22 protein-coding genes are annotated in these 25,665 nt (G+C 47.6%); 7 read left to right on the top strand and 15 right to left on the bottom strand.

The window, feature by feature from the left end:
• Nucleotides 1-92: 92 nt before the first annotated feature.
• Entirely contained in the window at nucleotides 93-1,265 is a 1,173-nt protein-coding gene (locus PIL01S_RS12850) for a M20 family metallopeptidase (protein ID WP_127537851.1), read from the bottom strand.
• A gap of 209 nt (nucleotides 1,266-1,474) precedes the next feature.
• On the opposite strand from PIL01S_RS12850, the gene PIL01S_RS12845 reads away from it, so the two are divergent.
• Both PIL01S_RS12845 and ftsW read left to right on the top strand, forming a co-directional pair.
• Nucleotides 1,475-1,822: a YugN family protein gene (locus tag PIL01S_RS12845; RefSeq protein ID WP_095290231.1), complete on the top strand. Its 348-nt coding sequence runs from the start codon at nucleotides 1,475-1,477 to the stop codon at nucleotides 1,820-1,822.
• Between the two features lie 13 nt (nucleotides 1,823-1,835).
• The gene (ftsW, locus tag PIL01S_RS12840; RefSeq protein ID WP_127537850.1) at nucleotides 1,836-3,131 is read left to right on the top strand and encodes a putative lipid II flippase FtsW; all 1,296 of its coding nucleotides are present in this window, start codon (nucleotides 1,836-1,838) and stop codon (nucleotides 3,129-3,131) included.
• A 119-nt stretch (nucleotides 3,132-3,250) separates the two neighbouring features.
• Here ftsW and PIL01S_RS12835 read toward each other — a convergent pair whose 3' ends face one another.
• On the bottom strand, nucleotides 3,251-3,613 hold the full coding sequence (locus PIL01S_RS12835) for an Asp23/Gls24 family envelope stress response protein (protein WP_095290227.1): 363 nt from the start codon (nucleotides 3,611-3,613) through the stop codon (nucleotides 3,251-3,253).
• Between the two features lie 180 nt (nucleotides 3,614-3,793).
• Between PIL01S_RS12835 and cax the strand changes: the two genes are divergently transcribed.
• Entirely contained in the window at nucleotides 3,794-4,864 is a 1,071-nt protein-coding gene (cax, locus tag PIL01S_RS12830; protein ID WP_127537849.1) for a calcium/proton exchanger, read from the top strand.
• A 186-nt stretch (nucleotides 4,865-5,050) separates the two neighbouring features.
• Here cax and PIL01S_RS12825 read toward each other — a convergent pair whose 3' ends face one another.
• From PIL01S_RS12825 to PIL01S_RS12805, 5 genes are all read right to left on the bottom strand, one after another.
• Nucleotides 5,051-5,344, bottom strand: a complete 294-nt coding sequence (locus tag PIL01S_RS12825) for an Fpa/YlaN family protein (protein WP_095290224.1) — start codon at nucleotides 5,342-5,344, stop codon at nucleotides 5,051-5,053.
• 223 nt (nucleotides 5,345-5,567) lie between these two features.
• Nucleotides 5,568-5,813: an HPr family phosphocarrier protein gene (locus PIL01S_RS12820; protein WP_095290222.1), complete on the bottom strand. Its 246-nt coding sequence runs from the start codon at nucleotides 5,811-5,813 to the stop codon at nucleotides 5,568-5,570.
• Between the two features lie 96 nt (nucleotides 5,814-5,909).
• On the bottom strand, nucleotides 5,910-7,025 hold the full coding sequence (locus PIL01S_RS12815; RefSeq protein WP_095359374.1) for an aminopeptidase: 1,116 nt from the start codon (nucleotides 7,023-7,025) through the stop codon (nucleotides 5,910-5,912).
• A gap of 104 nt (nucleotides 7,026-7,129) precedes the next feature.
• Nucleotides 7,130-7,999, bottom strand: a complete 870-nt coding sequence (locus PIL01S_RS12810; protein ID WP_127537848.1) for a hypothetical protein — start codon at nucleotides 7,997-7,999, stop codon at nucleotides 7,130-7,132.
• Between the two features lie 132 nt (nucleotides 8,000-8,131).
• The gene (locus PIL01S_RS12805) at nucleotides 8,132-10,114 is read right to left on the bottom strand and encodes a sensor domain-containing diguanylate cyclase (RefSeq protein ID WP_127537847.1); all 1,983 of its coding nucleotides are present in this window, start codon (nucleotides 10,112-10,114) and stop codon (nucleotides 8,132-8,134) included.
• Between the two features lie 466 nt (nucleotides 10,115-10,580).
• Here PIL01S_RS12805 and rpsD point away from each other — a divergent pair, with 466 nt between their 5' ends.
• Entirely contained in the window at nucleotides 10,581-11,180 is a 600-nt protein-coding gene (gene rpsD / locus PIL01S_RS12800) for a 30S ribosomal protein S4 (RefSeq protein ID WP_095290216.1), read from the top strand.
• 220 nt (nucleotides 11,181-11,400) lie between these two features.
• Nucleotides 11,401-14,517 carry a penicillin-binding protein 1A gene (locus PIL01S_RS12795; RefSeq protein WP_127537846.1) on the top strand — a complete coding sequence of 1,039 codons (3,117 nt, stop codon included), beginning with the start codon at nucleotides 11,401-11,403 and terminating at the stop codon, nucleotides 14,515-14,517.
• Between the two features lie 158 nt (nucleotides 14,518-14,675).
• Here the strand turns inward: PIL01S_RS12795 and acsA are convergent, their stop codons facing one another.
• Nucleotides 14,676-16,400 carry an acetate--CoA ligase gene (acsA, locus tag PIL01S_RS12790; protein ID WP_095290209.1) on the bottom strand — a complete coding sequence of 575 codons (1,725 nt, stop codon included), beginning with the start codon at nucleotides 16,398-16,400 and terminating at the stop codon, nucleotides 14,676-14,678.
• Nucleotides 16,401-16,671: 271 nt separating this feature from the next.
• On the opposite strand from acsA, the gene PIL01S_RS12785 reads away from it, so the two are divergent.
• The gene (locus tag PIL01S_RS12785) at nucleotides 16,672-17,304 is read left to right on the top strand and encodes a GNAT family N-acetyltransferase (protein WP_095359379.1); all 633 of its coding nucleotides are present in this window, start codon (nucleotides 16,672-16,674) and stop codon (nucleotides 17,302-17,304) included.
• A 142-nt stretch (nucleotides 17,305-17,446) separates the two neighbouring features.
• On the opposite strand, the gene PIL01S_RS12780 is transcribed toward PIL01S_RS12785, so the two are convergent.
• The 4 genes from PIL01S_RS12780 to PIL01S_RS12765 form a co-directional block, all read right to left on the bottom strand.
• Nucleotides 17,447-18,142, bottom strand: coding sequence for a 5'-methylthioadenosine/adenosylhomocysteine nucleosidase (locus PIL01S_RS12780; protein WP_095290206.1), 696 nt, complete (start codon nucleotides 18,140-18,142; stop codon nucleotides 17,447-17,449).
• 139 nt (nucleotides 18,143-18,281) lie between these two features.
• Nucleotides 18,282-19,289 carry a catabolite control protein A gene (gene ccpA, locus PIL01S_RS12775; protein WP_127537845.1) on the bottom strand — a complete coding sequence of 336 codons (1,008 nt, stop codon included), beginning with the start codon at nucleotides 19,287-19,289 and terminating at the stop codon, nucleotides 18,282-18,284.
• Nucleotides 19,290-19,381: 92 nt separating this feature from the next.
• Entirely contained in the window at nucleotides 19,382-19,729 is a 348-nt protein-coding gene (ytxJ, locus tag PIL01S_RS12770) for a bacillithiol system redox-active protein YtxJ (protein ID WP_127537844.1), read from the bottom strand.
• A gap of 122 nt (nucleotides 19,730-19,851) precedes the next feature.
• A complete protein-coding gene (locus PIL01S_RS12765; RefSeq protein ID WP_127537843.1) occupies nucleotides 19,852-20,265 on the bottom strand; it encodes a hypothetical protein in 414 nt (137 codons plus the stop codon).
• Nucleotides 20,266-20,533: 268 nt separating this feature from the next.
• Here PIL01S_RS12765 and PIL01S_RS12760 point away from each other — a divergent pair, with 268 nt between their 5' ends.
• Nucleotides 20,534-21,064, top strand: a complete 531-nt coding sequence (locus PIL01S_RS12760; RefSeq protein ID WP_127537842.1) for a type 1 glutamine amidotransferase domain-containing protein — start codon at nucleotides 20,534-20,536, stop codon at nucleotides 21,062-21,064.
• Nucleotides 21,065-21,182: 118 nt separating this feature from the next.
• On the opposite strand, the gene ptsP is transcribed toward PIL01S_RS12760, so the two are convergent.
• The 3 genes from ptsP to PIL01S_RS12745 all read right to left on the bottom strand — a co-directional run bounded on the left by ptsP (nucleotide 21,183) and on the right by PIL01S_RS12745 (nucleotide 25,487).
• The gene (gene ptsP / locus PIL01S_RS12755) at nucleotides 21,183-22,943 is read right to left on the bottom strand and encodes a phosphoenolpyruvate--protein phosphotransferase (protein ID WP_127537841.1); all 1,761 of its coding nucleotides are present in this window, start codon (nucleotides 22,941-22,943) and stop codon (nucleotides 21,183-21,185) included.
• Nucleotides 22,940-24,820 (bottom strand): glucose PTS transporter subunit IIA, encoded by a 1,881-nt coding sequence (locus tag PIL01S_RS12750; RefSeq protein ID WP_095359384.1) that lies wholly within the window; start codon nucleotides 24,818-24,820, stop codon nucleotides 22,940-22,942. The genes ptsP and PIL01S_RS12750 overlap by 4 nt, the downstream gene beginning before the upstream one ends.
• Before the next feature lie 232 nt (nucleotides 24,821-25,052).
• Complete coding sequence (locus tag PIL01S_RS12745) at nucleotides 25,053-25,487, bottom strand: CoA-binding protein (RefSeq protein ID WP_095290193.1); 435 nt, start codon at nucleotides 25,485-25,487, stop codon at nucleotides 25,053-25,055.
• Between the last annotated feature and the right edge of the window lie 178 nt (nucleotides 25,488-25,665).

Genomic DNA, 25,665 nt, shown 5'->3' with positions numbered 1-25,665 from the left:
TGAACCTTTACAACCGACACCTACCCGGTAATTTTGCAAAAAAAGAGCACCCTACTTCTATGAGTAGGATGCCCAACTATACCCAAAACATTCTATTTACCACCCATGTAATCGGTAGCCATGGCAATAAAGAGCTTAACTGCATGCTGCATGGCATCTTCATCAAAATCAAACTTTGGATGATGATGCGGATAGATGGCGTCTTTGTCCGGATTCCCTGCCCCGACAAACATGAAGCAGCCTGGAACCTTCTGCAAATAATAAGCGAAATCTTCTGCTGGCATCAGCATCGGAGACGTGTGCACTTGTTCATCTCCGAACACCTGAACGGCTTTGCGGAAGAAGCGGTCCGTTTCTTGCTTATCATTGACTACAGGCGGATAACCCATGATGTAGTTCACTTCCGTCTGTGCCCCATAGGCACCACCTGTTTGGGAAACGATGCGATGCACACGTTCCTTCATTTCTGCTCGCGTTTCTTCGTCAAACGTCCGGACTGTTCCGCTCATTTTGCAGGACTCGGCAATGACATTCTGGGCAGATCCTGCCTGCATTGTACCAATCGTCAGCACCGCAGGTCGGAGCGGATCCACGGAACGGCTGACCACCGTCTGCAGCTGCATGACAAGTGCGGAGCCTGCAACCAGACTGTCCACGGTCGACTGCGGCATGCCACCATGCCCGCCCTTTCCTTTGATCTCAATGTAAAAGTCGTCAGCAGCCGCCATCAGCGGTCCTTCTTTGCTCGCTGCCACTCCGACCGGAAGAGGAGTCCACAGATGGATGCCATAGATGACATCCACGCCTTCAAGCGCACCATCCGCAATGACTTTCACAGCCCCGCCAGGAAGCAGTTCTTCCGCAGGCTGAAACAAAAAGCGAATCTCGCCTTGGATATCAGCCTTGTACTTGCTGAAATACAATGCCGTTCCAAGTAAAATGGAAACATGACCGTCATGACCGCAGGCATGCATTGCTCCTGCCTTCTGTGAGGCATACTCTACGTCCTTCTCATCCTGGATGGGCAGTGCATCCATATCAGCCCGAAGCATGACGACTGGACCGGGCTTGTACCCCCGAATCGTACCAATTACACCATGACCACCTACATGACGCTTCACTTCAACGCCAAAGCTCTCCAGCATATCCGCTACAAAAGAAGATGTCTTTTCCTCATGAAAGGAAACCTCGGGATTGCGATGAAGATGACGCCGCCATTCCACCATATGGATTTGCAGATCGTCCCACCATATATTATTTGTCATTTTCTCCCCATCCTTTCGATCTTGAACGGAACTTTCATCAAGTCCGAACCATCCTCTTCAAACCTATTGCTGTATATTGTAGCAGAATTGGAAGAAAACCGATACGAAACGCCTTCGGAAAGCTTGCACGGGAAGGGGAAACATACTATCATGAACTAGAGAAATGCACGAGAATTATACTCGGAAGCTATGAGGAGGATCAGACGCTTATGATTTTTGAGAATACAGGCTTGGATGGCTTGAAAAGCGACTTGGCATACCTGGATGAGAGCGCCGAGAAAGTCGGATTTGTCCGGTGGCAATGGGAGTATTACCGTGCTACATATGACTACAAAATCGAAGATGACAACACCAACTCAGAATACTTTGTACGTATTAATACCCGTGTGGTAGATGGCAAACTTGAAAAACCAGATACCGTGCTCTCTGTCGAGGCTGTTTATCTTGGTAAAGCAACCTTTCCGCACGGTCTCGATTACAACTCTACCGTTCCGCAACCAGTCGTGAAGCTGGCCGCCCAAAAATTGCAGCAGCTCAAAGAACTGCTGGAAGCATAGGCTGGGCCAAATCATGAAACAACAATCGGCCCAAACGAAAACGAAGAGAGGCACGCCGGATTTCCAACTGCTAATCCTCACTTTATTGTTAGTGGGCTTTGGACTGCTGATGGTATTCAGCTCCAGTTCCAGTATTGCAATTGCAAACAGTAGCTTTAACAATGATCCCCTATACTTCACGAAAAAACAACTTATGTGGGCGGTTATCGGTTTAGTTGGTATGTTCTTTGCCATGAACATTCGTTTTAATAAATACAAGAAGCTTTATGCGCCTTTTTTCCTGTTCACCACGGTATTGCTGGTGCTCGTACTTGTTACAGGCGCAATGTTGAACGGTGCACGAAGCTGGATCCGCATCTTTGGCTTTAGTCTTCAGCCTGCGGAGTTCGCCAAAATTGCCATAATCCTATACCTTTCTGCACTGATCACCAAAAAAGGCGAACGCTTCCGGGACCTCAAGACAGGTTATATTCCGGTCCTAGTCATTGTCGGATTCATTGCAGGATTGATTATGCTGCAGCCGGACTTCGGTACCTGCTTCATTCTGGTTTCCACCTGTGGTCTCGTCATCTATGCAGGCGGAGCAAGCATGAAGCATATTATGGGTTCGATCCTGCTAGTTGTACTGGGAGGGGCACTCGCACTCGGCGCGAATGCCCTCTTCTCCTCCATGTCTCCTTCAGACACTGTAGACAGTACTACTGCCGCCTCAGCCGAGCAGAACTACAAGATCGGGCGTATTCAGGCATTCCTTGATCCGTTATCCGACACTAGTGGAGGAAGTCTTAACCTTTTTCGCTCCCTTGTGGCCATCGGTGACGGCGGCATGACCGGTTCGGGTATTGGACAAGGTACGATGAAGCTTCATTATCTGCCAAACGCGTATAATGACTTCATTTTCTCTGTTATTGGGGAAGAGCTTGGTTTCCTGGGGAGTACGCTATTCCTTTTGGTTTATCTGTACTTTATCTGGCGAGGCATTATCGTCTCGTTGCGCTGTCCTGACCCGTTCGGAACGCTGGTAGGTATCGGAATCATGGGATTGATCGCCATTCAGGCGTTCATCAATATCGGAGGCGTGACCCAGACCATACCGGTGACAGGGGTTACCCTTCCGTTTATCAGTTATGGAGGTACGTCACTCTTTGTGATGATGGTGGCCATGGGTATTCTGCTCAGTATCTCGCGTACGAACAACCAGGACGTCATTAAGGAAGAGAGAACCAAATCCGTAACGGTACAAACGCAAACACGTACTTCTCCCGCTCTTCGTTCACGGGATTCCAAATCCATTCGGCGCATTCGTTAACAGGTGTACCGGAATAAAAAAAGACTTCGCATCCTCGGGATGTGAAGTCTTTTTTGGGTTAACTGGAGCTCAAAGAACATCAACGTTCATCTGCTCCAGTTAAATTGGAGGTTAATACCTTACAGGTCGTCGCCTTTGAAGGATACGCCTTCTACCTTCACGTTCACTTCGACAACGCGCAATCCGGTCATGGTCTCTACCGCTTCTCTCACATTCTGCTGAAGCATACGGGATACTTCATGAATCGGTGTCTCGTACAGGACGATGATGCGCAGGTCAATGGCTGCTTCCAGTTGGCCGACCTCAACGCCTACGCCTTTCTGTACGTTTTTACCGCTGAGACGTTTGGCCCAGCCCTCTGACAATCCTCCAGACATTGCGGCAATCCCGGGTGTCTCCATCGCAGCCATTCCGGCAATTTTCGCCACCACGTCATCGGCAATCCGGATGTTACCGCCTTCTAGTTGAAGTTGTTCTGCCATGCCACATCCTCCTTCACTTCGTTACTCGTATTTTAAATCCTTTCCACCCCAAAAAGCAAATTAAACTCGAAAACATGCGTTTACAACCTACCACCATTTGGTTATATTGAAATATGAAAATAATCTCATAAGGCTTTCATTGTCATTTAAAACAAAATAATTTTAACCGAGGTGTTTGTTGTGAGAAACCGGATTTCATCCATTTTGCTGATTGTCTTCTTTGCCCTCAGCGCCATCGCCCACTATCTGCATTGGAATCCGATCCTGCAGTTTGTGATTTCAGCCATTTCGGTTATTTTTGTGGCCGGTTTTTTAGGGAAAGCCACCGAAAATGTTGCGCATTATGCGGGACAGCGGCTTGGCGGATTCTTGAATGCAACGTTCGGTAACGCTGCCGAATTGATCATCGCCATTTTTCTGGTCAAAGAAGGACTATTTGACATGGTAAAAGCCAGCCTCACCGGTTCCATTATCGGAAACCTGCTGCTGGTGCTGGGGCTTAGCATCTTTGCCGGAGGACTCAAGTTCAAAATTCAAAATTACAACGTCTCCCTTGCGGGACTAAACGGCTCCCTGATGATTGTGGCAATCATTGCCCTGTTCATTCCAGCTGTTTTTCTCAACACCCATTCGATTACTCAAAAGGACACAGATACGCTTAGCCTGATTGTCGCAGGGCTGTTGATTATTGCCTATATCGCTTGGCTCTTATTCTCGATGATAACACACAAGAACTATCTCGCAGATGTCACTGTCGATGAAGACGAAGAATTGCCGCATGAACATGCGCCGGCGTGGTCCAAGAAAAAATCGATTCTATACCTGGTTATCGCCACAGTTATGGTAGCCTTTGTCAGTGAATGGCTCGTGGGTACTCTCGAGGTATTTACCGAAGAGTTTGGTCTGAGCGAACTGTTCGTTGGTGCATTTTTGGTTGCGATTATCGGTAATGCGGCCGAACACAGTGCAGCCATTATGCTTGCCATGAAAAACAAGATCGGTGCCGCTGTAGAGATTGCGGTCGGAAGCAGCTTGCAAATCGCACTTTTTGTTGCACCTGTGCTGATTTTTGTGAGTTACTTTACAGGCAGAACCATGGATATCGTCTTCACAACGATTGAGCTTCTTGCCATTGGAGTATCCGTATTTATCGCCAAGTCGATTACCCAGGATGGTTCAACGAACTGGTATGAGGGATTGCTCCTGCTGGTTGTGTACATCATTCTGGGTGTATCCTTCTTCCTGGTGTAACGTTAGAAGCAACATAAATTCAGACATATATAACGAATAACAAAAGCAGTCCGGAAACCCGTTTCCAGACTGCTTTTGTTTATGGTCGCTTACGCTGCGCACTCAATATTTTTACCACGTTAAAACATACAAAAAAAGCATGCAAAAATCCTGCATGCCTTCTATTCTGACCCACACGATTGCAGGCTATTGCTCATTCTTTTTGTTCAAAGCTTCATATAGAATTGCCAGATTCCGCTCAAGCGCGCTTACCAGCTGCTTACCAGCACCTTCAGGAAGAAGCCCTGCACGAACAGCAAAATCGACTTCCTTGGAGAACCCATACATCTGTGTATCCAATACTTCCTCATAGAGAGGGCAGTAGCGGGTAGCCAGATTCTCCATCTGTACTTCAATAAGCTTCTGTATTTTATCTGCATCTTCTTGAAGAAGACTGATCGCTTTCATGTTCAGCTGGTCCTGCAGATCAGATGAAGTCATGCATTTTTCCCCCCTATGTCCCAAAAATCGCGTAAAGACGTTCTACCTCTAATATTAGACGAAATCAGGAGCTAATACAAGAACCTGACCAAAATAACCACTCAAAACGAAGGCTTGGACAGCACGTATTTTAACTCCTCGGCAACGGACCCAAAGAACCTGTTCATTTGTGTATACGAAAAAGCACCCCCGCCAATACAGGCGGAGATGCTTCCTGGAATGATTACTCGGATGCGATGCTTACATTCAGGCCATGTTTGGCAAATACTTCTGACATGGCTGCTTTTGCTTCGTCTGCATCTGGTCCATGAACATGAAGTTCATAGCTGTGTGTGCTGATCAGCGTGGTAAACAAACCGAGAATACTTTTCACATCAATATACTTGTTCTCCGAATGAAGCACGATTGAAGAAGTAAACTTGCCTGCTGTTTGAGCAATTTCCACTACAGCCGCGTTATTACTCGACATAGGAATCCCTCCGTCTTTTCACATTTGGTATCATCTATTAATTACCACTACATGATACCGTGAATCCGCTTTCCTAGCAACAGCAAAATCCCGCGGTTACTTCAATTGGTCTGGATTCAGGCATTCCAGCTCTGGAATCACAAAGATGCCGTCTTTGCGAATCAGCACATCGTCAAAATAAATTTCGCCGCCGCCGTAGTCTGGGCGCTGGATGAGCACAAGATCCCAGTGAATGGAGGAACGATTTCCGTTGTCCGTTTCTTCGTATGCCTGCCCAGGAGTAAAGTGCAGACTGCCTGCAATTTTCTCATCAAACAGAATATCCTTCATTGGATGCAGAATATGCGGATTGAAGCCAATCGCGAACTCACCAATATGACGTGCACCGTCATCGGAGTTCAGAATCTCATTCAGACGTTCTGTATCGTTACTTGTCGCTTCAACGATCTTGCCATCCTTGAAGGTGAACTTGATGTTTTCAAACGTTACCCCGTTGTACAGGGTTGCTGCATTATAACTGATTGTTCCATTTACAGAATCACGCACAGGCGCACTGTAAACTTCGCCATCAGGAATATTTTTTTGACCAGAGCATTTCACTGCACCGATATCTTTAATGGAGAAGCTTAGATCTGTTCCTGGTCCTGTAATACGAACTTTGTCCGTACGGTTCATCAGGTTAGCCAGGGAATCCTGTGCTTTGTCCATTTTGGCATAATCCAGGTTGCACACATCGAAATAGAAATCTTCGAAAGCTTCCGTGCTGGTATTCGCAAGCTGCGCCATGCTGGCATTCGGGTAACGAAGCACAACCCATTTCGTATGTTTAACCCGCTGCTCGCTATGTACCGGATGGGAATACAGGGAGTTATACATTTTCATTTTTTCTTCCGGCACGTCGGACAGGTCGTTCACATTTTCGCCTGCACGGATACCAATGTAGCAATCCATTTGTTTCATGCGGTTCAGGTCAATTTCTGCCCAGGTTTTCATCATCTCTTCTGTAGCATTTTTCAACATCGCACGTTGTACCGTCTTGTCGGTCAGCTGTACAAAAACATTGCCGCCTTTTTTGCCTACTTCTTCAATAATAGCGTTGATCAGATCACGTTCCGATCCAATCATCTCAACCAGCACGTTCTCGCCAGGCTGTACATCTACAGAGTAGCCAACCAGGTTAGCTGCAAGTTTCTGAATTCGTGGGTCTTTCATCTCGTAAATCCTCCTGTCATCTGCCATTCAAAAATTGAACAACGGTAAATTACGATACTATTGTAGCACGCTACTGCAATCCCGTCAGCAGGCAGACCCCACGTCTAATCATATGTTTTAAAATTAACATCCATGACCAGAGCTTCTTTCGTGCTTTTGTTGCTTGCATCTTGGTACGTCACCTGGCTTTCCGAAGAGAGCCGCAGCGGCAAACTGGTCTTCCGATCCACAGTCAGATGATATACCGTTTGTACTTTAGCCTGTTTCATCATTTGCTCCATACTGGCTTCACCCTGCTGCCAAACCTGGCTCAATTCCTTCTCAAGCTTCGCCTTGCTCGTCCCTTTGATATTACTCGCCCTGTGCATATATTCTGCCTTAATCGCGTTCATCTCGTCGTTCAACTGGGTTGTGGCCCAGGCTTTCGCATCTTCAGGTGCCAGTTCAATCCGCAGGATCCTTGTTCTTCGACCAGAACCGTATTCGGATTTTATCGTTTTGTTCATCCGGTCAATATTCTCCAATTGGGCGATGGGGTTGAAACGTGACAGCGATCCACGGAGTGGTTCTTGCTCTGCGGTCAATGCCTCCCATTGTCCCTTTTTTCGTTGAAAAGAGGCGCTGAATCCGCTTGGTTGGGTAATCAGATTTGCAGAAGCGGCATCCATACCGTTTACCTTACTTGACCCTGCTGCAGTGACAGCTCCAGGGAGTCGGGTCTGCAGCGTTAGCTGATCATGATTTTCCAGCTTTCCTTCAAATTTGAACTGATTTTCAAAAAGTCCGCTGCTCTCTCGTCTTAACCCTGCTTCCCCTACAAAATCCAGCTTCTCCTTACCTGCAATTCCGGATAAGGCCATGGAGAACACCTCTTCTGGAGTGCGTTCACGATGTATCAGCCCACAGCCCGGTGCAGAAAGGATAACAACACTCAAAAGCAGCATTAATGTACGCATACCCTGCCTTGTAATCATCTAAAATCCATCCTTCCGTCCAAGGTTCTCCATAGCCTGCCCCTCCTGTATACCCTTATACTTCACATCAACGCAAACTTTGCTGCAAAAGAAAAAAGAGAGAACGACTCCAATCCATGGAATTGTTCTCTCTTAGCGTGTAACTTCCTGTTCTTCCAGCACGATCCGGTTGCGTCCATTATGTTTCGCCTCGTAGAGCGCCATGTCTGCCCGGTAGAATAATGATTCCACACTGACCTTGTCATCCATCCAGTTCCACTCGGCTATACCACTGGATACGGTCACGGGTGGCCTGGTCTCTTCCGCCACTCGGCTGCGTATGACCTCTGCATACTCGAGTGCCTGGCGGATCCCCAGCTGCGGCACGTAAATGGCCAGCTCTTCGCCACCCCACCGGGCACAGATATCATCGGAACGAACGGAGGATTTAACAATATCACTAACCTGCTTCAACACCTGGTCCCCGGTTTGATGGCCAAATGTGTCGTTCACCTGTTTGAACTGATCGATATCAACCACAATTAATGAACCACAGAATTCATGGGCCTGCTTTTCGTGAATGACACTATCGAGATAATGTCTGACGTACAGTCCAGTTAACATATCAAGGTTGGCCAAACGGCGAACCTCCGCATGCAGCGTTGCATTGGAGAGAGCCAGTCCTACGTGAATGGACAGCATCTGCAGCAGACGATAATTATCATATGAGAAATACTGCTGTTTGGGATGACCCAGCAAAATGGTTCCCTTCACTTGACCGTTGACTCGAATCGGTGAAGCCATCAGTGACATGGAGCTGGTAATCTCCATAAACACGGAAGACACTTTGGTGTACTGTGCATAATTGGACAAAATAAGCGGTTCTTCTGTCCGATACAGCAGACCAGCGATACCATAATCCAGCGAAAAGGATTTATGACGCATTTCCCCAATATTGGATGACATCACCTCAAAACGATTCGTGGTGTCATTCAATTGAAGAATACAACAGGATTCAGCTTGAAAAATATCCTTTAACTCCAACTCGGCCATTTTATAAATCTCTTTCAACTGCAGACTTCTATTTAGACGTTGTGTCAAATCATTGATTAGACGAAGTTCCTGAATCAACATGTTCGATTGCTCATGCAATTTGGCATTCTCAAAAGCAGTTCCTGCCATATCCGCCATCATAGTGATAAGCTGCAAGTCGGGCTCTTCCATGAGCTCGTCATTCATCTCGATGTGAAACACACCATAGATACCCTGCTTCCCCTTGAGCGGTAGTCCGACCTCCACAATACGATTCTCCCCCTGATCGGAGCGAATGACTATCGTTTGTCCATCTTTAAATGAACGGAGACAAATATCTTCCCCATGTTCATGGACAAGCAAAGGTCTGATTCTCGGATTGGAACTGTTGCGATCTTGGGACATGTACAGATTCATGTGTGTGGTCGGATACAAATAATCGATACTGTCAAATACCTCGTCCAATATGGCATCCACGTCCATTTTATCATGCATCCGCTGCACGATCTGAAAAAGAATGGACCTCCGGTGCTCTTCACGCGCCGTTTGCTCATGAGCTTTTAGCAGATCTGCCATAAATATGTATTCAAATCTTCGGTAAAAGCAAGTACGATAATGCGCTGCCTCGGATCGAACAACCTCCTCAGACATTTCATAACGATGAGGCTCGTAAATGAAAGCTGTAAACACGGCGAACATATCCCTGTTGATTCTGGAAAACAGAGGCTCGGCAATGTATAGGAAATCCCCGTATTCATCTGAACCCCGCAATGATTCCGCTCGTCCGGTTTCAAGACACATCATTACCGTCTGAACTGATTCAGGCCTGTCCATAGACTCATCGGCGGTCGTCGCTACACAAGTACCTTCTGTATTCCACACGCTGTAAATCGCAGATGATGCGCTCCAGTTCGAATCATGCTGAGTCAGCCAATCCGTATAGGCTTGCTGCAGCAAGTTTTTCAAATATGAGAAATCAAAAGGTGTGATATCCATTTGCTGCATCCAGAACGCATGCTCATTACGCTGAGCTGCAGAAGATGCGGAATCGCCCGAACTTGGCGAATGCATGCTGGCTGGTAAACTTCCTAGATGTTCTAACATGTCAGGCGCTCCTTTGCACCGTTTTTGCAACCTCTAAAGGGATGCATTAATCTGCAGACGTTATCGTAAACCTGCAAAAACCTTACGATAACCTTAATGTACATGATCATTTAAAGTTAAGATACATTCTATTTTACTCTCTTTATTGCTTTTTTGCATCCATATTTCAGAAAATTGTCCCATTTTTTTGGGCCTAATGACCTATCGACAAATTTAGACGTTTTTTTGCCTTTCTCCTACTCTTGACTTTGTCTCTTTTAAACTGTAATATAAATTGTTGATGAAGACTACTAATGGGTCTTTAAATTTGGGCATTACCGGTTGTGTCACCCTCATTCTTTTTGTTGCTTTCAGGACAGCGGCTGAACTTTCCTGATTGACGTATGTGTGGCCTTGCCCGCATCAACAAATTGGAGCGCAAACAGAGCCCTATATGAACTTTAACTAAAAAGGAGCTACTATAAACATGGCACGTTACACTGGTCCTAAATTTAAATTGAGCCGTCGCCTCGGCATTTCCCTGAGCGGAACAGGCAAAGAATTGAAACGTCCTTTCCCTCCAGGTCAGCACGGAGCTAACCAACGCAGAAAAATGAGCAACTACGGTATGCAGTTGCAAGAAAAACAAAAACTTCGCCACATGTACGGTTTGGGCGAAAAACAATTCCGCACTCTGTTTGCTAGAGCGCAAAAAATGCAAGGTATCGCGGGTGAAAACTTCATGTTCTTGCTTGAGTGCCGCCTTGACAACCTCGTTTACCGTCTTGGATTTGCTAACTCCCGTGCAGGAGCACGTCAGTTGGTATCCCACGGTCACGTAACAGTAAACGGTAAAAAAGTCGATATCGCTTCTTACCAAGTAAGCACTGGCGATGTAATCGGCCTGCGTGAAAGAAGCCGCGGTCTTTCTTCCGTTAAGGAAGCTTTGGAAAACCGTTCGCATCTTCCAGCATACCTTGAATTCAACGACGCTGCTGTAGAAGGTAAATACATCCGTCTGCCTGAGCGTTCCGAGTTGTCCCAAGATATCGACGAAAAACAAATCGTCGAGTTCTACAACCGTTAATCGTTGGAATTTCAGTAAAGCATCACACAAAAAGCGATTCGAGATTTTCTCGGATCGCTTTTTTGTTGTCAGCAAATTTTTGCATACAGGATTTAGTAGCATGAAAAATTTCATATTCCATAAAATAATGGCAATTTTCGACCATTGCTTGTATTTCTCAGGCATGCAAACCCGCCTTTTTATGCTATAATAAGTGCTGTTAAAAGGAGGAAGACACTGAATGGTTGATGTTAATAAGAAAAAGCCCGATGAACAGCCTGCCCGCAAGCGCAGCTTCGCCCGCAGACTGGGCAGTGTCGTCAAATGGGTGGTTGTCCTGGGTTTTATGGGGGCGCTATTTGTAGGCGGTGCTCTGATGGGATACGTCAGTTCCATTGTAAAAGACGAGCCCGTCCGCTCCAGGGCCCTGATTGAACAAAAAGTCAGCGAAAACTCCATCACAGGCTTTGCTTACTTTGCCGACGGTAGCCCGATCGGTCAATTACGTACGGAAGAAGACAGGCGTCCGGTCACCTTTGACCAGATACCACAGAAAGTTATTGATGCTGTCATATCGATTGAAGACAATCATTTTTACGAACATAAAGGTGTAGATATGAGCGGAACGCTCCGAGCCGTGAAGCAGAAGGTGCTGAAAGAGTCTGTGCAAACGGGCGGAAGTACGCTGACTCAGCAATTGGCACGGCGTGTGTTCTTGAATCTGGATCGTACCGAAGACCGCAAAGTCAAGGAAATACTGCTGTCCTTGCGACTTGAACGATTCCTGACCAAGAACGAGATCATGACCGCGTATCTGAATAAAGTTCCTTTTGGTAACGGCTCCAGTGGATATAATGTGTATGGGATCAAGGCAGCTGCCAAAGGATTGTTCAACATTAATGATCTGGAGAAAATAAACACGGCTCAGGCAGCCTATCTTGCCGGATTGCCTCAGCTCCCCTCCTCTTACTCAGCCTTTAACGGAAAAGGCGACTTTGTAGAGGATAATTTTGAGCGTGCAATCAACCGCCAGCATCTGGTATTACGCCGTATGCTTGAACTTGGCAAAATCAATCAAACCGAGTATGACGAAGCTCTTGCTTTTGATATTAAGAGTTCACTGGCACCGAAGACCGTCAAGGCTTACAACACTTATCCATATCTTATGATGGAAACTGAACGCCAGGCTGCACAAATTTTGATGAAACAAATGAATTCTGACACAGCAGCTGAAGGAACTTCCGAGGGTTCAGATTCTACCGATGATGGGACCCAAAAGGAAAGCAGTGCTCTGCTCGAAGAAGCTCAGCAGCAATTGCGTACAGGTGGATATCGCATATACACAACGATTAACAAAAGTGTGTACAAAACGATGCGTACCATTGCCGAGAATGACAGTAATTTTGCTGCGGACGATCCCAAAAAGGGAAAAGAACAGACTGCAGCTATCATGATTGATCACAAAACCGGGGCTATTCTGGGTATGATTGAAGGCCGGAGCTTCCAGGATGAACAGATGAACTACGCAACCCAGATGGTGCGTCAGCCAGGTTCAACGATGAAGCCTATTGCTGCCTACCTGCCTGCTCTGGAAGAAGGACTGGTTCAACCCGCGTCCATTATTGATGATTCACCGATCATTCTTAAGGATGGAGGCTCAAACGGCTTCCATATTCCGAAGAATGCGAACAATCGTTATCAGGGACTTGTAACCGCTCGTAGAGCCCTGAACTATTCCCTGAACGTTCCTGCCCTGAAACTCTTCAATGAAGACGTCGGGATCGAAAAAGCCTGGGCATTCTCCAAGAAGCTTGGCATAACGACCATTCAGCAGCAGGACTATCAGGCTCAGACGGGTGTTCTCGGGGGACTCCAGTACGGTGTAACCGTGGAAGAACTCACGAATGCTTACGGAGCTATTGCGAATAATGGGGTATATAACGACTCATACATGATTAGCAAAATTGTAGACTCCAAAGGAAATATCGTTTATAAGCATGAATCCGAACCTGTTCAGGCATTTTCCGAACAGACGGCGTACCTCATGACAGATATGTTAAGAACCGTAATTACCGAAGGTACTGCGGATAAGGTACGCGAAACGTATAAGTATACGAAAAGTGCACCTGTCGTAGGAAAAACCGGTTCAACGCAAAACTATGCGGATGTCTGGTTTGAAGGCTATACGCCTGATGTTACGCTTGGTGTGTGGGTTGGATACAAACAGCCTGTTAACACCCTTGAAACCAAATCTCAGCGTAAACGTGCCCAGCAGCTCTGGTCTCAGATTATGAATGAAGTCGTTGCAACCGACAAGGAATTGTTCGTGACGGATTCATTCAAGAAACCATCGGGCATTGAAACACGTACGGTGTCTGCTTATAGCGGCAAACTGCCGACATCACTGACTGACAAATTTGTAACCGATATTTTCAACAGCAAATTTATTCCCAAAGATAGTGATGATGGTGTCGCCAAAGCAAAATACATTACCTACAATGGTGTAAACTACATCCCTCGTGATGAAACACCTGGCGACATGCTGAAGGAGAAGACGGTTATTAAACGTAAGAAACCGATCTCCGATCTGATCAAAGAATTGCAAAATGCATTCTCACGGATGAGCCGTCACGAATCCCTTGCCTATTATCTGCCAGAAGATGCGGATGCAGACATGCCAACACAAGTCGACCCGAGATCGGACAATGGCAAGGCACCAGATGCACCAGGGAATGTGAGGATATCCGTTGCTAATGGCAAAGCTGTAATTACATTTAACGCAACGCCTGAAAATGACGTTGTCGGATATCGGTTGTATCGCTCCGTAAATGGTGCCGGCTTCCAGAACCAGGGCCAAGTTGTCCTGACAGGTGAATCCAGATCATTTACAGCATACGCACAGGGAGGGAATTTCACTTTCTATGTCACTGCTGTCGATGTAGCCGGCAAAGAATCTGCTCCTAGTGCTGTGGTTAGCAGTGCAGGAGTGTCAGATCCACTCCCGGATGAGGAAGTAAAAGAACCGATCAATGTTCCTGGAACCATCGTTGAGCCGGAAGAAAATGAAAACAATAACGCTACAACCACCGTTCCAGGTACCCCTGGACAGGTTAGCGTAGCAGCTCTCACCCAAGGATTGCGCATTCAATGGGCCTCCAATCCAGAGAGCGATGGTGTACAGAGCTATGCCGTCTATTACAGTGAAACGGGCTCTGCCCCTTATACCAAGATTGGAACAACTTCGGGTACCTCAATGGATTACGGTGTACCTGCCTCTACAAGCGGATGGTTCAAAGTATCTGCCATCAACAGTGTAGGAGAATCCGAGCCCTCTGTTGCTGTCCCATATCAACCGTAAGGATTACCGTAACGCACGTTTTTTTAAGCCCCCACCCTCTCATTAGAGGATGGGGGCTTTTCTTCATATAATAAAAAGCCTGATCTGCATCTTACGCAAATCAGGCTAGTTCTTAAAAATACAGGCACCGCGTATTCAGTAATTAACTTCGACGGTTATTAATCTTCAATAGTGGACAGATCACCTGTCGGCAAATCGAGCTCCCAAGCCTTCAGCACACGTCGCATGATTTTACCGGAACGAGTCTTCGGCAGTTTATCCTTAAACTCGATCTCTCGCGGAGCTGCATGAGCAGACAAGCCCTCTTTTACAAATCGATAGATCTCTTCCTTCAACTCAGGAGTCGCTTCATAGCCCTCACGCAGCGCTACAAACGCCTTGATAATCTCCCCGCGCGTCACATCCGGCTTACCAATAACTCCGGCCTCTGCTACGGCAGGATGCTCTACGAGCTTGCTCTCCACTTCAAATGGACCAATACGTTCTCCGGAAGAATTGATTACATCATCGATCCGGCCCTGGAACCAGAAATACCCTTCTTCGTCCATATACGCCGAATCCCCGGATACATACCAGCCAGACAGCCTGAAATATTCATCGTATTTGGCCGGGTTGTTCCAAATCTTCGCCATCATGGATGGCCAAGGTGTACGTATAGCGAGGTTCCCCATGCTGTATGGAGGGAGTTCCTGTCCTCGGTCATCGATAATGGCTGCTTCAATTCCTGGCAGCGGCCGCCCCATTGAACCAGGCTTAATCGGCATCTCCGGATAGTTACAAATCAGCTGTGCTCCGGTCTCTGTCATCCACCAGGTATCATGAATTCGCTGACCATAGGCTTTCCATCCCCAACGCACCACTTCGGGATTGAGCGGTTCTCCAACCGACATTACATGTCGCAAGCTGCTGAGATCATGTTGTGCAATAGTCTCGTCCCCTGCACCCATCAGCATACGGAACGCAGTCGGGGCACTGTACCAGACGCTGACTTTATTTTTCTCAATGGTGCTGTACCAATCTTGCGGGCTGAACCGGCCACCACGAATAACATTGGTCACTCCATTCAGCCACGGAGCAAAAATTCCGTAAGAGGTACCTGTTACCCATCCAGGGTCAGCCGTACACCAGTACACGTCATTTTCCCGTAAATCAAGAACTACCTTGCCTGTATAGTAATGCTGAATCATGGCATTTTGGACGTGATAGACCCCCTTAGGCTTGCCCGTAGAGCCCGATGTATAGTGAATAAGCAACCCATCCTCACGATTCAGCCACTCCACTTCCATATCATCCGAGGCTGCAGACATCTCTGCGTCAAAGTCGATTAGACCCTCTTCGGTCTGGGTACCTCCACCCACAACAAAGATATGCTTCAGTTCCGGCAGTTCCGCACGTTTAATGCGTCCCAGCAGTTCTGGCGTCGTGACGAGAGCTACGGCCCCGCTGTCTTCCAGCCGGTCTTTGACTGCCGTCTCCATAAACGCCTCAAACAGCGGTCCGGCTATGGCTCCTGCTTTTAACACACCAAGCAGGCTGAAATACAACTCAGGACTTCTAGGCATAAAAATAAACACCCGGTCTCCCCGGACAATGCCATATTTGCGCAGGACATTCCCAAAACGGTTTGATTGCTCGCTCAAATCCGCAAAAGTATACGCTTCTTCACGCGAGGCATCACTGTATAACAGCGCCGTTCTCCCGCCTCTTCCTTCCAGTACATGACGATCAATCGCTTCATGCGCCATGTTGACTTTTCCGCTGGCGTGCCACGTAAAGTGCCTCTCCACCGATTCCCAATCAAACCGGCTTCGGGCCTCTGTGTAATCGCCCAGATTAGATTCAGACACAACCGTTTGCAGCATCTCACCATGTGCTTGACTCATGCTTGCCAGCCTCCTTCAACTCGACATTTCGATTTCCCATAATAGGTTACTTCTCATTGCCTTTGTGTTGACTGAACTTCCAGTTAGCGCTTACATTAATAGAGAGAAATTCTCATCATGTACCTGTCTGGCCAAACCAATGAACTCAAATCTGCTTGAATTGTGAACGTTTTTTGTCTACGCAATTATAGCAAATCTACACAATCATCGTCTATGGGTTTTCAATTTTTTGATTTTTTGCTATAAGTAGGGGGAGAGAGGAGCATGAACCATGGAGCATATCAAGGCGTATCATATGCGTTCCATCTTCAAGTCCGGCCACCGAGTCACGGTAGAAGGCCCTGTGCCTCCCGAGGCAATCACCAAACTTGCGTTTCATCCCGATCTGGATGCCTTTCGTCGTCCTTCTGAGCAGCAGGAAGCGCTGGCCGAGATTGCGGCATTGCCTGAAGGAAGAATCATCATTGCACGTGAAAATGAGACGATTATCGGATATGTTACATTTCACTATGCGGATGATTGTGAACGCTGGTCTGAAGGGAACATGATGGATCTCATTGAGCTCGGAGCTATCGAAGTGGCTGACGAATACCGTTCACTCGGAGTCGGACGCGAGATGCTGCTCACCGCATTTGAAAATGGACAGATGGAAAGATATATTGTTTTCACCACGGAATATTACTGGCATTGGGATCTGAAGGGCAGCGGCCTTTCCGTCTGGGATTATCGCAAAATGATGGAGCGACTGATGCAGACTGTGGACATGACGTGGTACGCCACGGACGATCCCGAGATTTGCTCTCATCCGGCCAACTGTCTCATGGTGCGCATCGGCAGTGAAGTACCCATGTCCTCCGAGGAACAATTCGACCGTGTACGGTTTCGTCATCGCTTCATGTATTAATACATTTATTGAGATATACGTGTATCTGAAAAAAACCGCCTCTCTAGGCAGCTCCAGATGACAAACTGGAACTGCCCACGAAAGGCGGTTTTCGTTTATAGACTCATACTTCTATATGGCAGCTTCTGAAAGAGACTCCACATTACATATTTTCAAGCATGTGCTCGACAATCCGATGAGAACGCTGAGAAGATTGCACGGTAAATTCAGCAAAGTTCACATGAGCCGACCCGTCCGCTTTATCGGACATACCGCGCAGCACAACAAAAGGAACCCGATTCATGAAGCTAACCTGAGCGACGGCAGCTCCCTCCATCTCCGCACATGCTCCATCCATTTCGGTATACAGCATGTTCACGGTCTCCTTGCTCGCAATAAACTGATCTCCAGACAATACCTTACCAATCAGATACTTGGCTCCCTGTGCCTTACACGCTTCCTCTGCTAATGCAATCAGAGCAGGTTCCGCGGGGAATGCGGAGGTTTCCTGATACGGGATCACTCCCCGTTCGAAGCCGAGCGGAGTCACGTCCATGTCGTGCTGAACGCATACGGAAGAGATTACGATATCTCCAATGTTCAGTTCCGGGTTGACTGCGCCCGCAACACCCGTAAATATAATCCGGTCCACTTGGAAACGATCGATCAAAATTTGCGTGGTCACCGCCGCGTTCACTTTGCCGACACCCGATTTACACACCACGATCTGCTTGCCCAGCCATTCACCCGCCACATACGTAATGCCGGTTTGCTTCACCGTCTCCAGCTGCTTCATGCCAGCCAGCAGAAGTTCTACTTCTTCATCCATAGCTCCAATGATCCCAATCGTTTCCTTCAATCTTGCTACCCCCTATTCACTTCCGGACCTGTCCGGTTCGCCTGATCCATCCTCATGAAGCACAAAAGCTCCGTCTCCGGAGCTTCCGTATATCCATTATGTAGAGAGAATTCCTTCTCCCTTTTCGAATTACTTTGGCTTAGCCAGCGTGGCTTACTGACAGACGAAGAATCGTTTCATGCGGCAAAATAACCCGTGGGTTCTCCACATTTTCCTTCTTCATCAACTTGGTGAGCAAACGCATCGCTACTGCGCCAAGGTCATACATCGGCTGTGCCACCGTTGTCAATTGAGGACGAACCATGGAAGCCATACGAATGTTATCCACACTAATGATGGAGAAGTCGTCTGGTACCTTCAAGCCTTCATCCTGAATGGAGTGAATGGCACCAATGGCCATTTCGTCCGTTGCAGCAAAGATGGCGGTTGGTCTCTTCTTCAGTCCGAGGAAATATTTCATTGCTTCCACACCGGACTCGTAACGATAGTTACCGATCCGTACCAGATCCTCCTGATATTCCATTCCCGCCGCTTCAAGTGCTTTTTTGTACCCTTGGAAACGGGCATACCCGTTCGCAGGATCCTGCAGTGTACCACTGATCATCGCAATTTCCTTATGCCCATGACGAATCAATGTGTTCACCGCATCAAAAGCTGCAGCTTCGTGGTCGATATCCACGGAAGGATATGTTCCCTTCTCGTCACTCGTTGCACAGAGCACGATTGGTACAGCCGCAGACTGAAACGCCTGAATATGTTCATCCGTTACTGTTCCACCCATGAAGAGCAGGCCATCTACCTGTTTCTCCAGCAGCGTGTTGATGACACGGATTTCTTTTTCCTTTTTCTTGTCCGCATTACACAAAATAATGTTGTAGTGATACATATTCGCAATATCCTCGATCCCGCGGGCAATCTCTGCGAAAGTCGAGTTTGAAATGTCCGGAATAACGACCCCGACCGTGGTTGTCTTCTTGCTCGCCAAACCTCTGGCTACCGCATTCGGACGATATCCCAACCGCTCGATGGCTTCATATACTTTTTTGCGCGTTTGTGGCTTAACATTCGGGTTGTTATTTACCACCCGCGATACCGTTGCCATGGACACACCAGCTTCACGTGCCACATCATAAATGGTTACCGTCACAGTACTTCTCTCCATTACCAGTAAATTTTCATACCATTTTCATTAAGATTTATATTACGACAAATTTTTGCATTAATCAATTAAAATAGGCTTTAGGACTCACTTAGAGCATTCGTGAGTGTGGACGAAGTAATATCCGAATGGGAAGTATGCCATACAGGGATTCCTTTTTTGACCAGAATCGCCTGCGGAGATTCGTGCTTAACTCCCAGCTTGTCGGCTGCTTCATTAGACACAGGCCGATCTTCTACGACGTAAATGATGCCATAGTTTACATTTTCATTAGGATTATTTTGCAAATAATTGTTCATCTCCTGATAAGCATTCGCGCTGATCGGGCAGCGTGTGCTGTGCTTAAACAGAAGCAAGGGTTGGTCTTCAGTAGCCTCCACTGCGGAGTTTAGCTGTTCAATACTTGTCATTTTAGTCATGTCAGCCATTTGATATACATCCCCCTTTTTCAGGAATACCGCTATGTTGAGCGTTTTCACTCTAGGATATCTTAACAAAAAGCGCATGAAAAAGCCAATTTTCATGAAAACAAGCATTTTGCACGTCAAAATTAGACAACATTCGAGAAATGTGCCTGCCATACAAAACCGGACAATTGGCTCAACCTGCGCTCCGTGGTTTCCATCCATTCTTCGTCGCCCGACTTCTGAGCATATCCCATAATATCAAGCAGCAGATTAATTCGTTCGTTCACAGCTTGCTGCATGTGATGTTCCATCTCGCGATCACTTGCATCTGGCCAGGCCTGCAGTTGTTCGTGGAAGAGATCTGCAAGTTCATTTTGCTTGCCAAAGGATAGATCCTGTTTCACGGGTTGTTCACCCAGCTTGCTGATACATTCTTTCAAATCCGGCTTGACCGGCTGTAATACTTCGTATGAAACACAATCCGTGCATGCGAAAACTGGCACATTCCGAATCTCCACTTTCTTCGCATAAACTACAGTTCTCAATTCCAATTCCATTACATGTCCGCATTTGCACGTTTTGCGCACATTCATCACCTCATTCGTTCTATACTCGTATACGTTACCATTCGACCTTTTTCCGCTTAAATCCTGCCGCAAACCATAGGTTGTACAAATTACCACTCCCCCCAAATGCAGGTTGTCGAAAATAAGCTTTCATATATATGTAACCGTTATCTGAACAGGGAAAATGCACAATCATGAAGTGTCATACAGAATCTGTTACAATATAAGATGCGACATCCTAATCACCGCAAAAGGAGAGATGGTTGTGAGATTAACAGGAAAAAAAGTCATCGCACTGGTCGATGAAGAATTTGAGGATCTGGAGTTGTGGTACCCGGTACATCGCGTGCGTGAAGAAGGTGCCGAGGTACATCTGGCTGGAGAGAAAAAAGGTAAAGTCTACATCGGAAAATACGGTGTTCCCGCTGAAGCGGAATACAGCTTCGATGAACTGGACAGTTCACAATATGACGGCATTCTCGTGCCAGGCGGCTGGGCACCTGACAAGCTCCGCCGTTATCCGAAAGTCCTTGAACTGGTGAAGGACATGCATGCAGATCGCAAGCCGATTGGGCAGATCTGTCACGCTGGCTGGGTGCTGATCTCCGCCAAAATTCTGGATGGGGTCACCGTAACTTCCACACCTGGTATTCGGGATGACATGGAAAATGCTGGAGCAATCTGGAAGGATGAAGCCGTTGTTGTCGATGGACATATCATTTCGGCTCGTCGTCCGCCTGATCTTCCTCCCTATGGCAAAGCATTCTGTGATACACTTGCTGAAAAGTAAATCAGGAATACAAAAAAGCCCTTCGCTCATGGCGAGGGCTCTTTTTTGTATCATATTAACTTAAATGGTATAAAAATGAATATATTAATTTAAAGGTATTTTACCATGCACAATGGATTCAAGAAGCATTGGACCCGCTTTGTTCATCAGGATTTCCTGTTGAATCATTATATTTCTGCAAACGCTGCTCAATGTCTGCACTGGTTCTCAGTGCAAAGCAGTCACGCGCCGCTTCTTTGGCGTCCACGGCTGTTGTATTCAGCACCCTGTGCTTCACCCGCAGCAGAGATTGCGGTGACATGCTAAGATTACGAATGCCCAGCTCCAGCCAAAGTGGAATGGAACGTTCGTCACCTGCCATCTCTCCGCACACACTAACCTCAATTCCAGCGGTGCGAGCAGCATCGACCGTTGCACGCAGCATTCGCAGAACTGCCGGATGATACGGATGGTACATGTGAGCAATTTGTTCATTCATACGGTCTACAGCCAGCACGTACTGTACCAGATCGTTTGTCCCGATGCTGAAGAAATCCGCTTCCTCGGCCAGCAGGTCAGCAATCATGACTGCCGCAGGCACTTCGATCATGATTCCCACTTTAATATGAGGATCATAAGCGATTTGACGTTCATCCAGATCGGCCATCGCTTCACGCAGAATCTCATTGGCCTGTCTAAGTTCTTCCACAGAGGAGATCATGGGATACATAATCTTGACGTTCCCTGCCGCACTGGCCCGCAGAATCGCTGTGAGCTGTGTCTTAAACAGATCCTTGCGGTCCAGGCTGATCCGAATGGCCCGATAACCCAAAAATGGATTATCCTCTTCAGGCAGTTCGAAATAATCGAGCTGTTTGTCACCGCCAATATCCAGTGTTCGGATGACCACGGATTGACCTGCCGTCTTCTCCGCTACCAAACGATACACCTCATACTGTTCCTGCTCGCCTGGGAAGGTCGCACGGTCCATGTACAAAAATTCCGTGCGGAACAGGCCTACACCTTTTGCCCCGTGCTTGAGAGCCAGATCCAGCTCCTTCACGGAGCTGATGTTCGATGCCAGATGCAGCATTGCACCGTCCTTCGTGATCGCATCCACTGTAGCGAGCACCTGGAGCTGTTCCTTTTTCTTCAGCTGTTTGCTGCGAATCATGGTGTACCGTTCAATTGTCTTGCGATCCGGTTCTGTGAATACCAAGCCGTTATCACCATCCACCACTAACATATCCCCGGTGTCCACTGGCATGCCAACACTCGCTTCCAAACCGGAAACGAGGGGGATGCCAAGCGCACGGGCCATAATTGCCGAATGCGACGTCTTGCCACCAATCAGGGTCACAATGCCCAATACGTGACTGGGATTCAGATGGGCCAGCTGTGATGGAGACAGTTCCTTGGCTACAAGTATATAAGGTTGAGTATCCGAAGGGAGCGTAATCTCCGGGGCTCCCAGCAGATGCTTCAACAATCGGTTGCCGACATCCTTGATGTCGATCGCCCGTTCCTTCATATATTCATCATCCAGCAAATCGAACATGGTAACAAAGTGGTCAATGGCTTCTTTTACCGCCACTTCTGCCGCTTTGTACTGCCGTTCAATAATGCCGCGAATCTCGTTCATGAATACCGGATCTTCCAGAATGGCCAGATGTGCATCAAAGATGCTGGACTCCTCCGGACCGACAACTTCCTTGAACTCATTCTTGATAAATTCGATCTCATCCTTCGATGTCCGTATTCCCTCGTACAGCCGTTCGAACTCCTGGGCGAGATCCACCGAGTCCATCTTCTGGTCCGGCAGATCCCATTCCCAACTGGGCAGGACAAATGCTTTGCCGATGGCTACGCCTGCAGCTCCATTGATGCCTTGTATCTTCATTCTACCCCTCCAACGTTCCTGTCATAGAGCACCACGGACATGACGGATGCCTGACCTTTCTTGACTTGCTTAAATGGAGCAAAGCTCCATGATTTAACACGATCCGGATTCGTGATCACCATCGGTGTAGTCAGTGACGCTGCCTCTGCCCGCAATACAGCCAGATCAAACTTGATCAACAGCTGCCCGGGCTCGACGGTATCTCCTTCCTGAACAAAGGCTTCAAAATGCCCCTTCAGCTGCGAGGTATCGATACCGATATGAAGCAGGACCTCAAGTCCTTCCCGAGTGGATATGCCCAAAGCATGCATCGTCGGATACAGGTGCATAATCGTTCCGTAGACTGGTGACACCAGCTCTCCCTTTTCCGGAACAAAAGCCACCCCATCCCCAACCAGCTTCGCTGCAAAGATCTGATCAGGCACCTCTTCGATCGGCAGCATTTTGCCTTGAACCGGTGCACAGAACAGGACTTGCGGCAAATCCCGCTCAAGGAGCTTGGCAATCTCTTCACGAATCAATTCGGAATACGTGCCAAACACGACCTGGACGTTACCACCACCGAGCTTGATCAGCCCCGCAGACCCCATACTCTTCATAGCTCCCGTATCGATGAGACGGTCGTTGTGCACCGTCAGACGAAGCCGTGTAATACATGCCTCTACCTGTACGATGTTTTCCTTACCGCCCAATGCTTCCAGGATCAATGGTGCTTGGTAAGGAATATTCCCCACCCAATCCTCCAGCATGGAGCCTTCTTCCCGTCCTGGCGTTGGAATCTTGAACGTACGAATGGCCCAGCGGAACAGGAAGTAATAAACCAGTCCATATAGTATGCCAATCGGTATGAGTTTCCAAGCATTCTCTGATAGATGGAAGTTGAGTATGTAATCGATAATGCCGGCGGAATAAGAGAAGCCGTGCCTGATATCAAGCCAATAACCAATCCACATCGCAAGTCCCGACATAACGGCATGTACGATAAACAGATAAGGTGCTGCAAACAAAAAGGCAAATTCAATCTGCTCGGATACACCTGTCAGAAAACAAACCAGCGCAGAAGTGAGAAATGTCTTTTTGATCTTCGGTTTCAGATCTTCCCTTGCCTCCTGAATAATCGCAAAGGCAATGGCAGGTATGGCAAACATCATGATGGGAAACAAGCCTGCCATAAAGTAACCCGCGGTTGGATCCCCTGCAAAAAATCGTGGCAGATCCCCCTGCACAATGTTACCGTCTGGCGTTTCATAGGTCCCCAGCTGAAACCAGAACACATTGTTAAGCAAGTGGTGCAGCCCAAAAGCCACCAATACTCTGTATAGGACTCCGTAAATGAACAACCCAAAACCGCCGAGACTGTATTCCCAAGCGGCGATCGCATTCAGTCCATGCTGTAATATGGGGGCGAGCCACAGCATGAAACAGGAAAACAGCGCCGAGCACAGCCCAACGATCAGCAATACAAACCTGGACCCGCCAAAAAATTGCAATATCTCAGGCAGCTTGATACTTTTGAACCGATTATGTGTCACCCCGGCCAGAGCGCCGAGAATAATTCCAACTAAAGAAGCTGGCTGTATGGTTCCATCCCCGAAATGGCGAGTCACCTGATCATATATAACGATACCGGCCAAAGCGGCAAGTCCCGCTTGTCCGGCCTGGTTGGAGAGTCCCAATGCTACACCGACAGCAAACAAATACGGCAAAAAATAAAAAATACCGTGTCCGGCCACGGTAGACACTTCACCAACAACTTTCAATCCCCAGGCGTCCCAGGGCAAACTGCCAACACTCAGCAAAATTGCGGCTGCGGGCAGGACCATTGTAGGCAGCATTACCGCTCGTCCGAGCTGCTGCAAGGATCCGAGCCAATTCATGGCGACCTCTCCTTTCTATCCTAGATGGTAAGCTTTACGAAACGTTTTGTCAAAGCAAAACGGTAAGCTGCTGGAAATTTGCCGTAAACTCTTATGACTTGCGACCCAATGACCACCACAGCTACGATCTAAAGGCAAGAAAGCAGTTTAAAGCAAGGAGCATTCGCAGCTCTAAACACAGAAAAATCCCGTTAACTTGAAGTTAACGGGATCCGGTCTATTCCATATTCGCTTAACCGCGTCCGGCACCGCGCAGAACGATGGAGTCCTCCACCTTGATGCAGCGATTCGTTACGGCTGTCATTCCGTTCTCAGCCGCAATCTGTACAGCCTCATCATTGTGAATGCCAAGCTGGAGCCACAAGACGTTTGCTTTGATGGCTGCGGCTTCACGAGCTACTTCCGGTGTATATTCGCTGCGACGGAACACATTCACAATATCCACGGGCTCGGGAATATCCGCGAGGGTTGCATATACTTTCTCACCAAGGATCTCTCCCTGTGCTTGTGGATTAACCGGAATGATCCGATATCCTCTGCTCTGCATGGCTTCTGCAACCATGTAGGATGTCCGATCCGATTTGTCCGATAAGCCGACGACTGCGATGTTGCCTGCCTTGCGTAAAAGTTGCCCAATTTCTTCGCGAGTTGGGTTGTTAAATTCCATGTTCAAGCACCATCCTTTTCTGCTTAAAGTGCGTGTTCAAAAAGACCAGTTTTCAGTACCGAGAAGATGGGATGAAGCTAGAAATGGAGTAGCGGAGCGTAGGGAAAACTACGTGAGCAACGGACATTTCGGCTGAATTCCATATTCGATGCTGATGATGCCGCTAGGCATCCTTCGT

Source organism: Paenibacillus illinoisensis NBRC 15959, assembly GCF_004000925.1.
Lineage (GTDB): Bacteria > Bacillota > Bacilli > Paenibacillales > Paenibacillaceae > Paenibacillus > Paenibacillus illinoisensis.
Note: the sequence above shows the minus strand (reverse complement) of the source record. Positions and strands in the feature narration are given on the sequence as shown.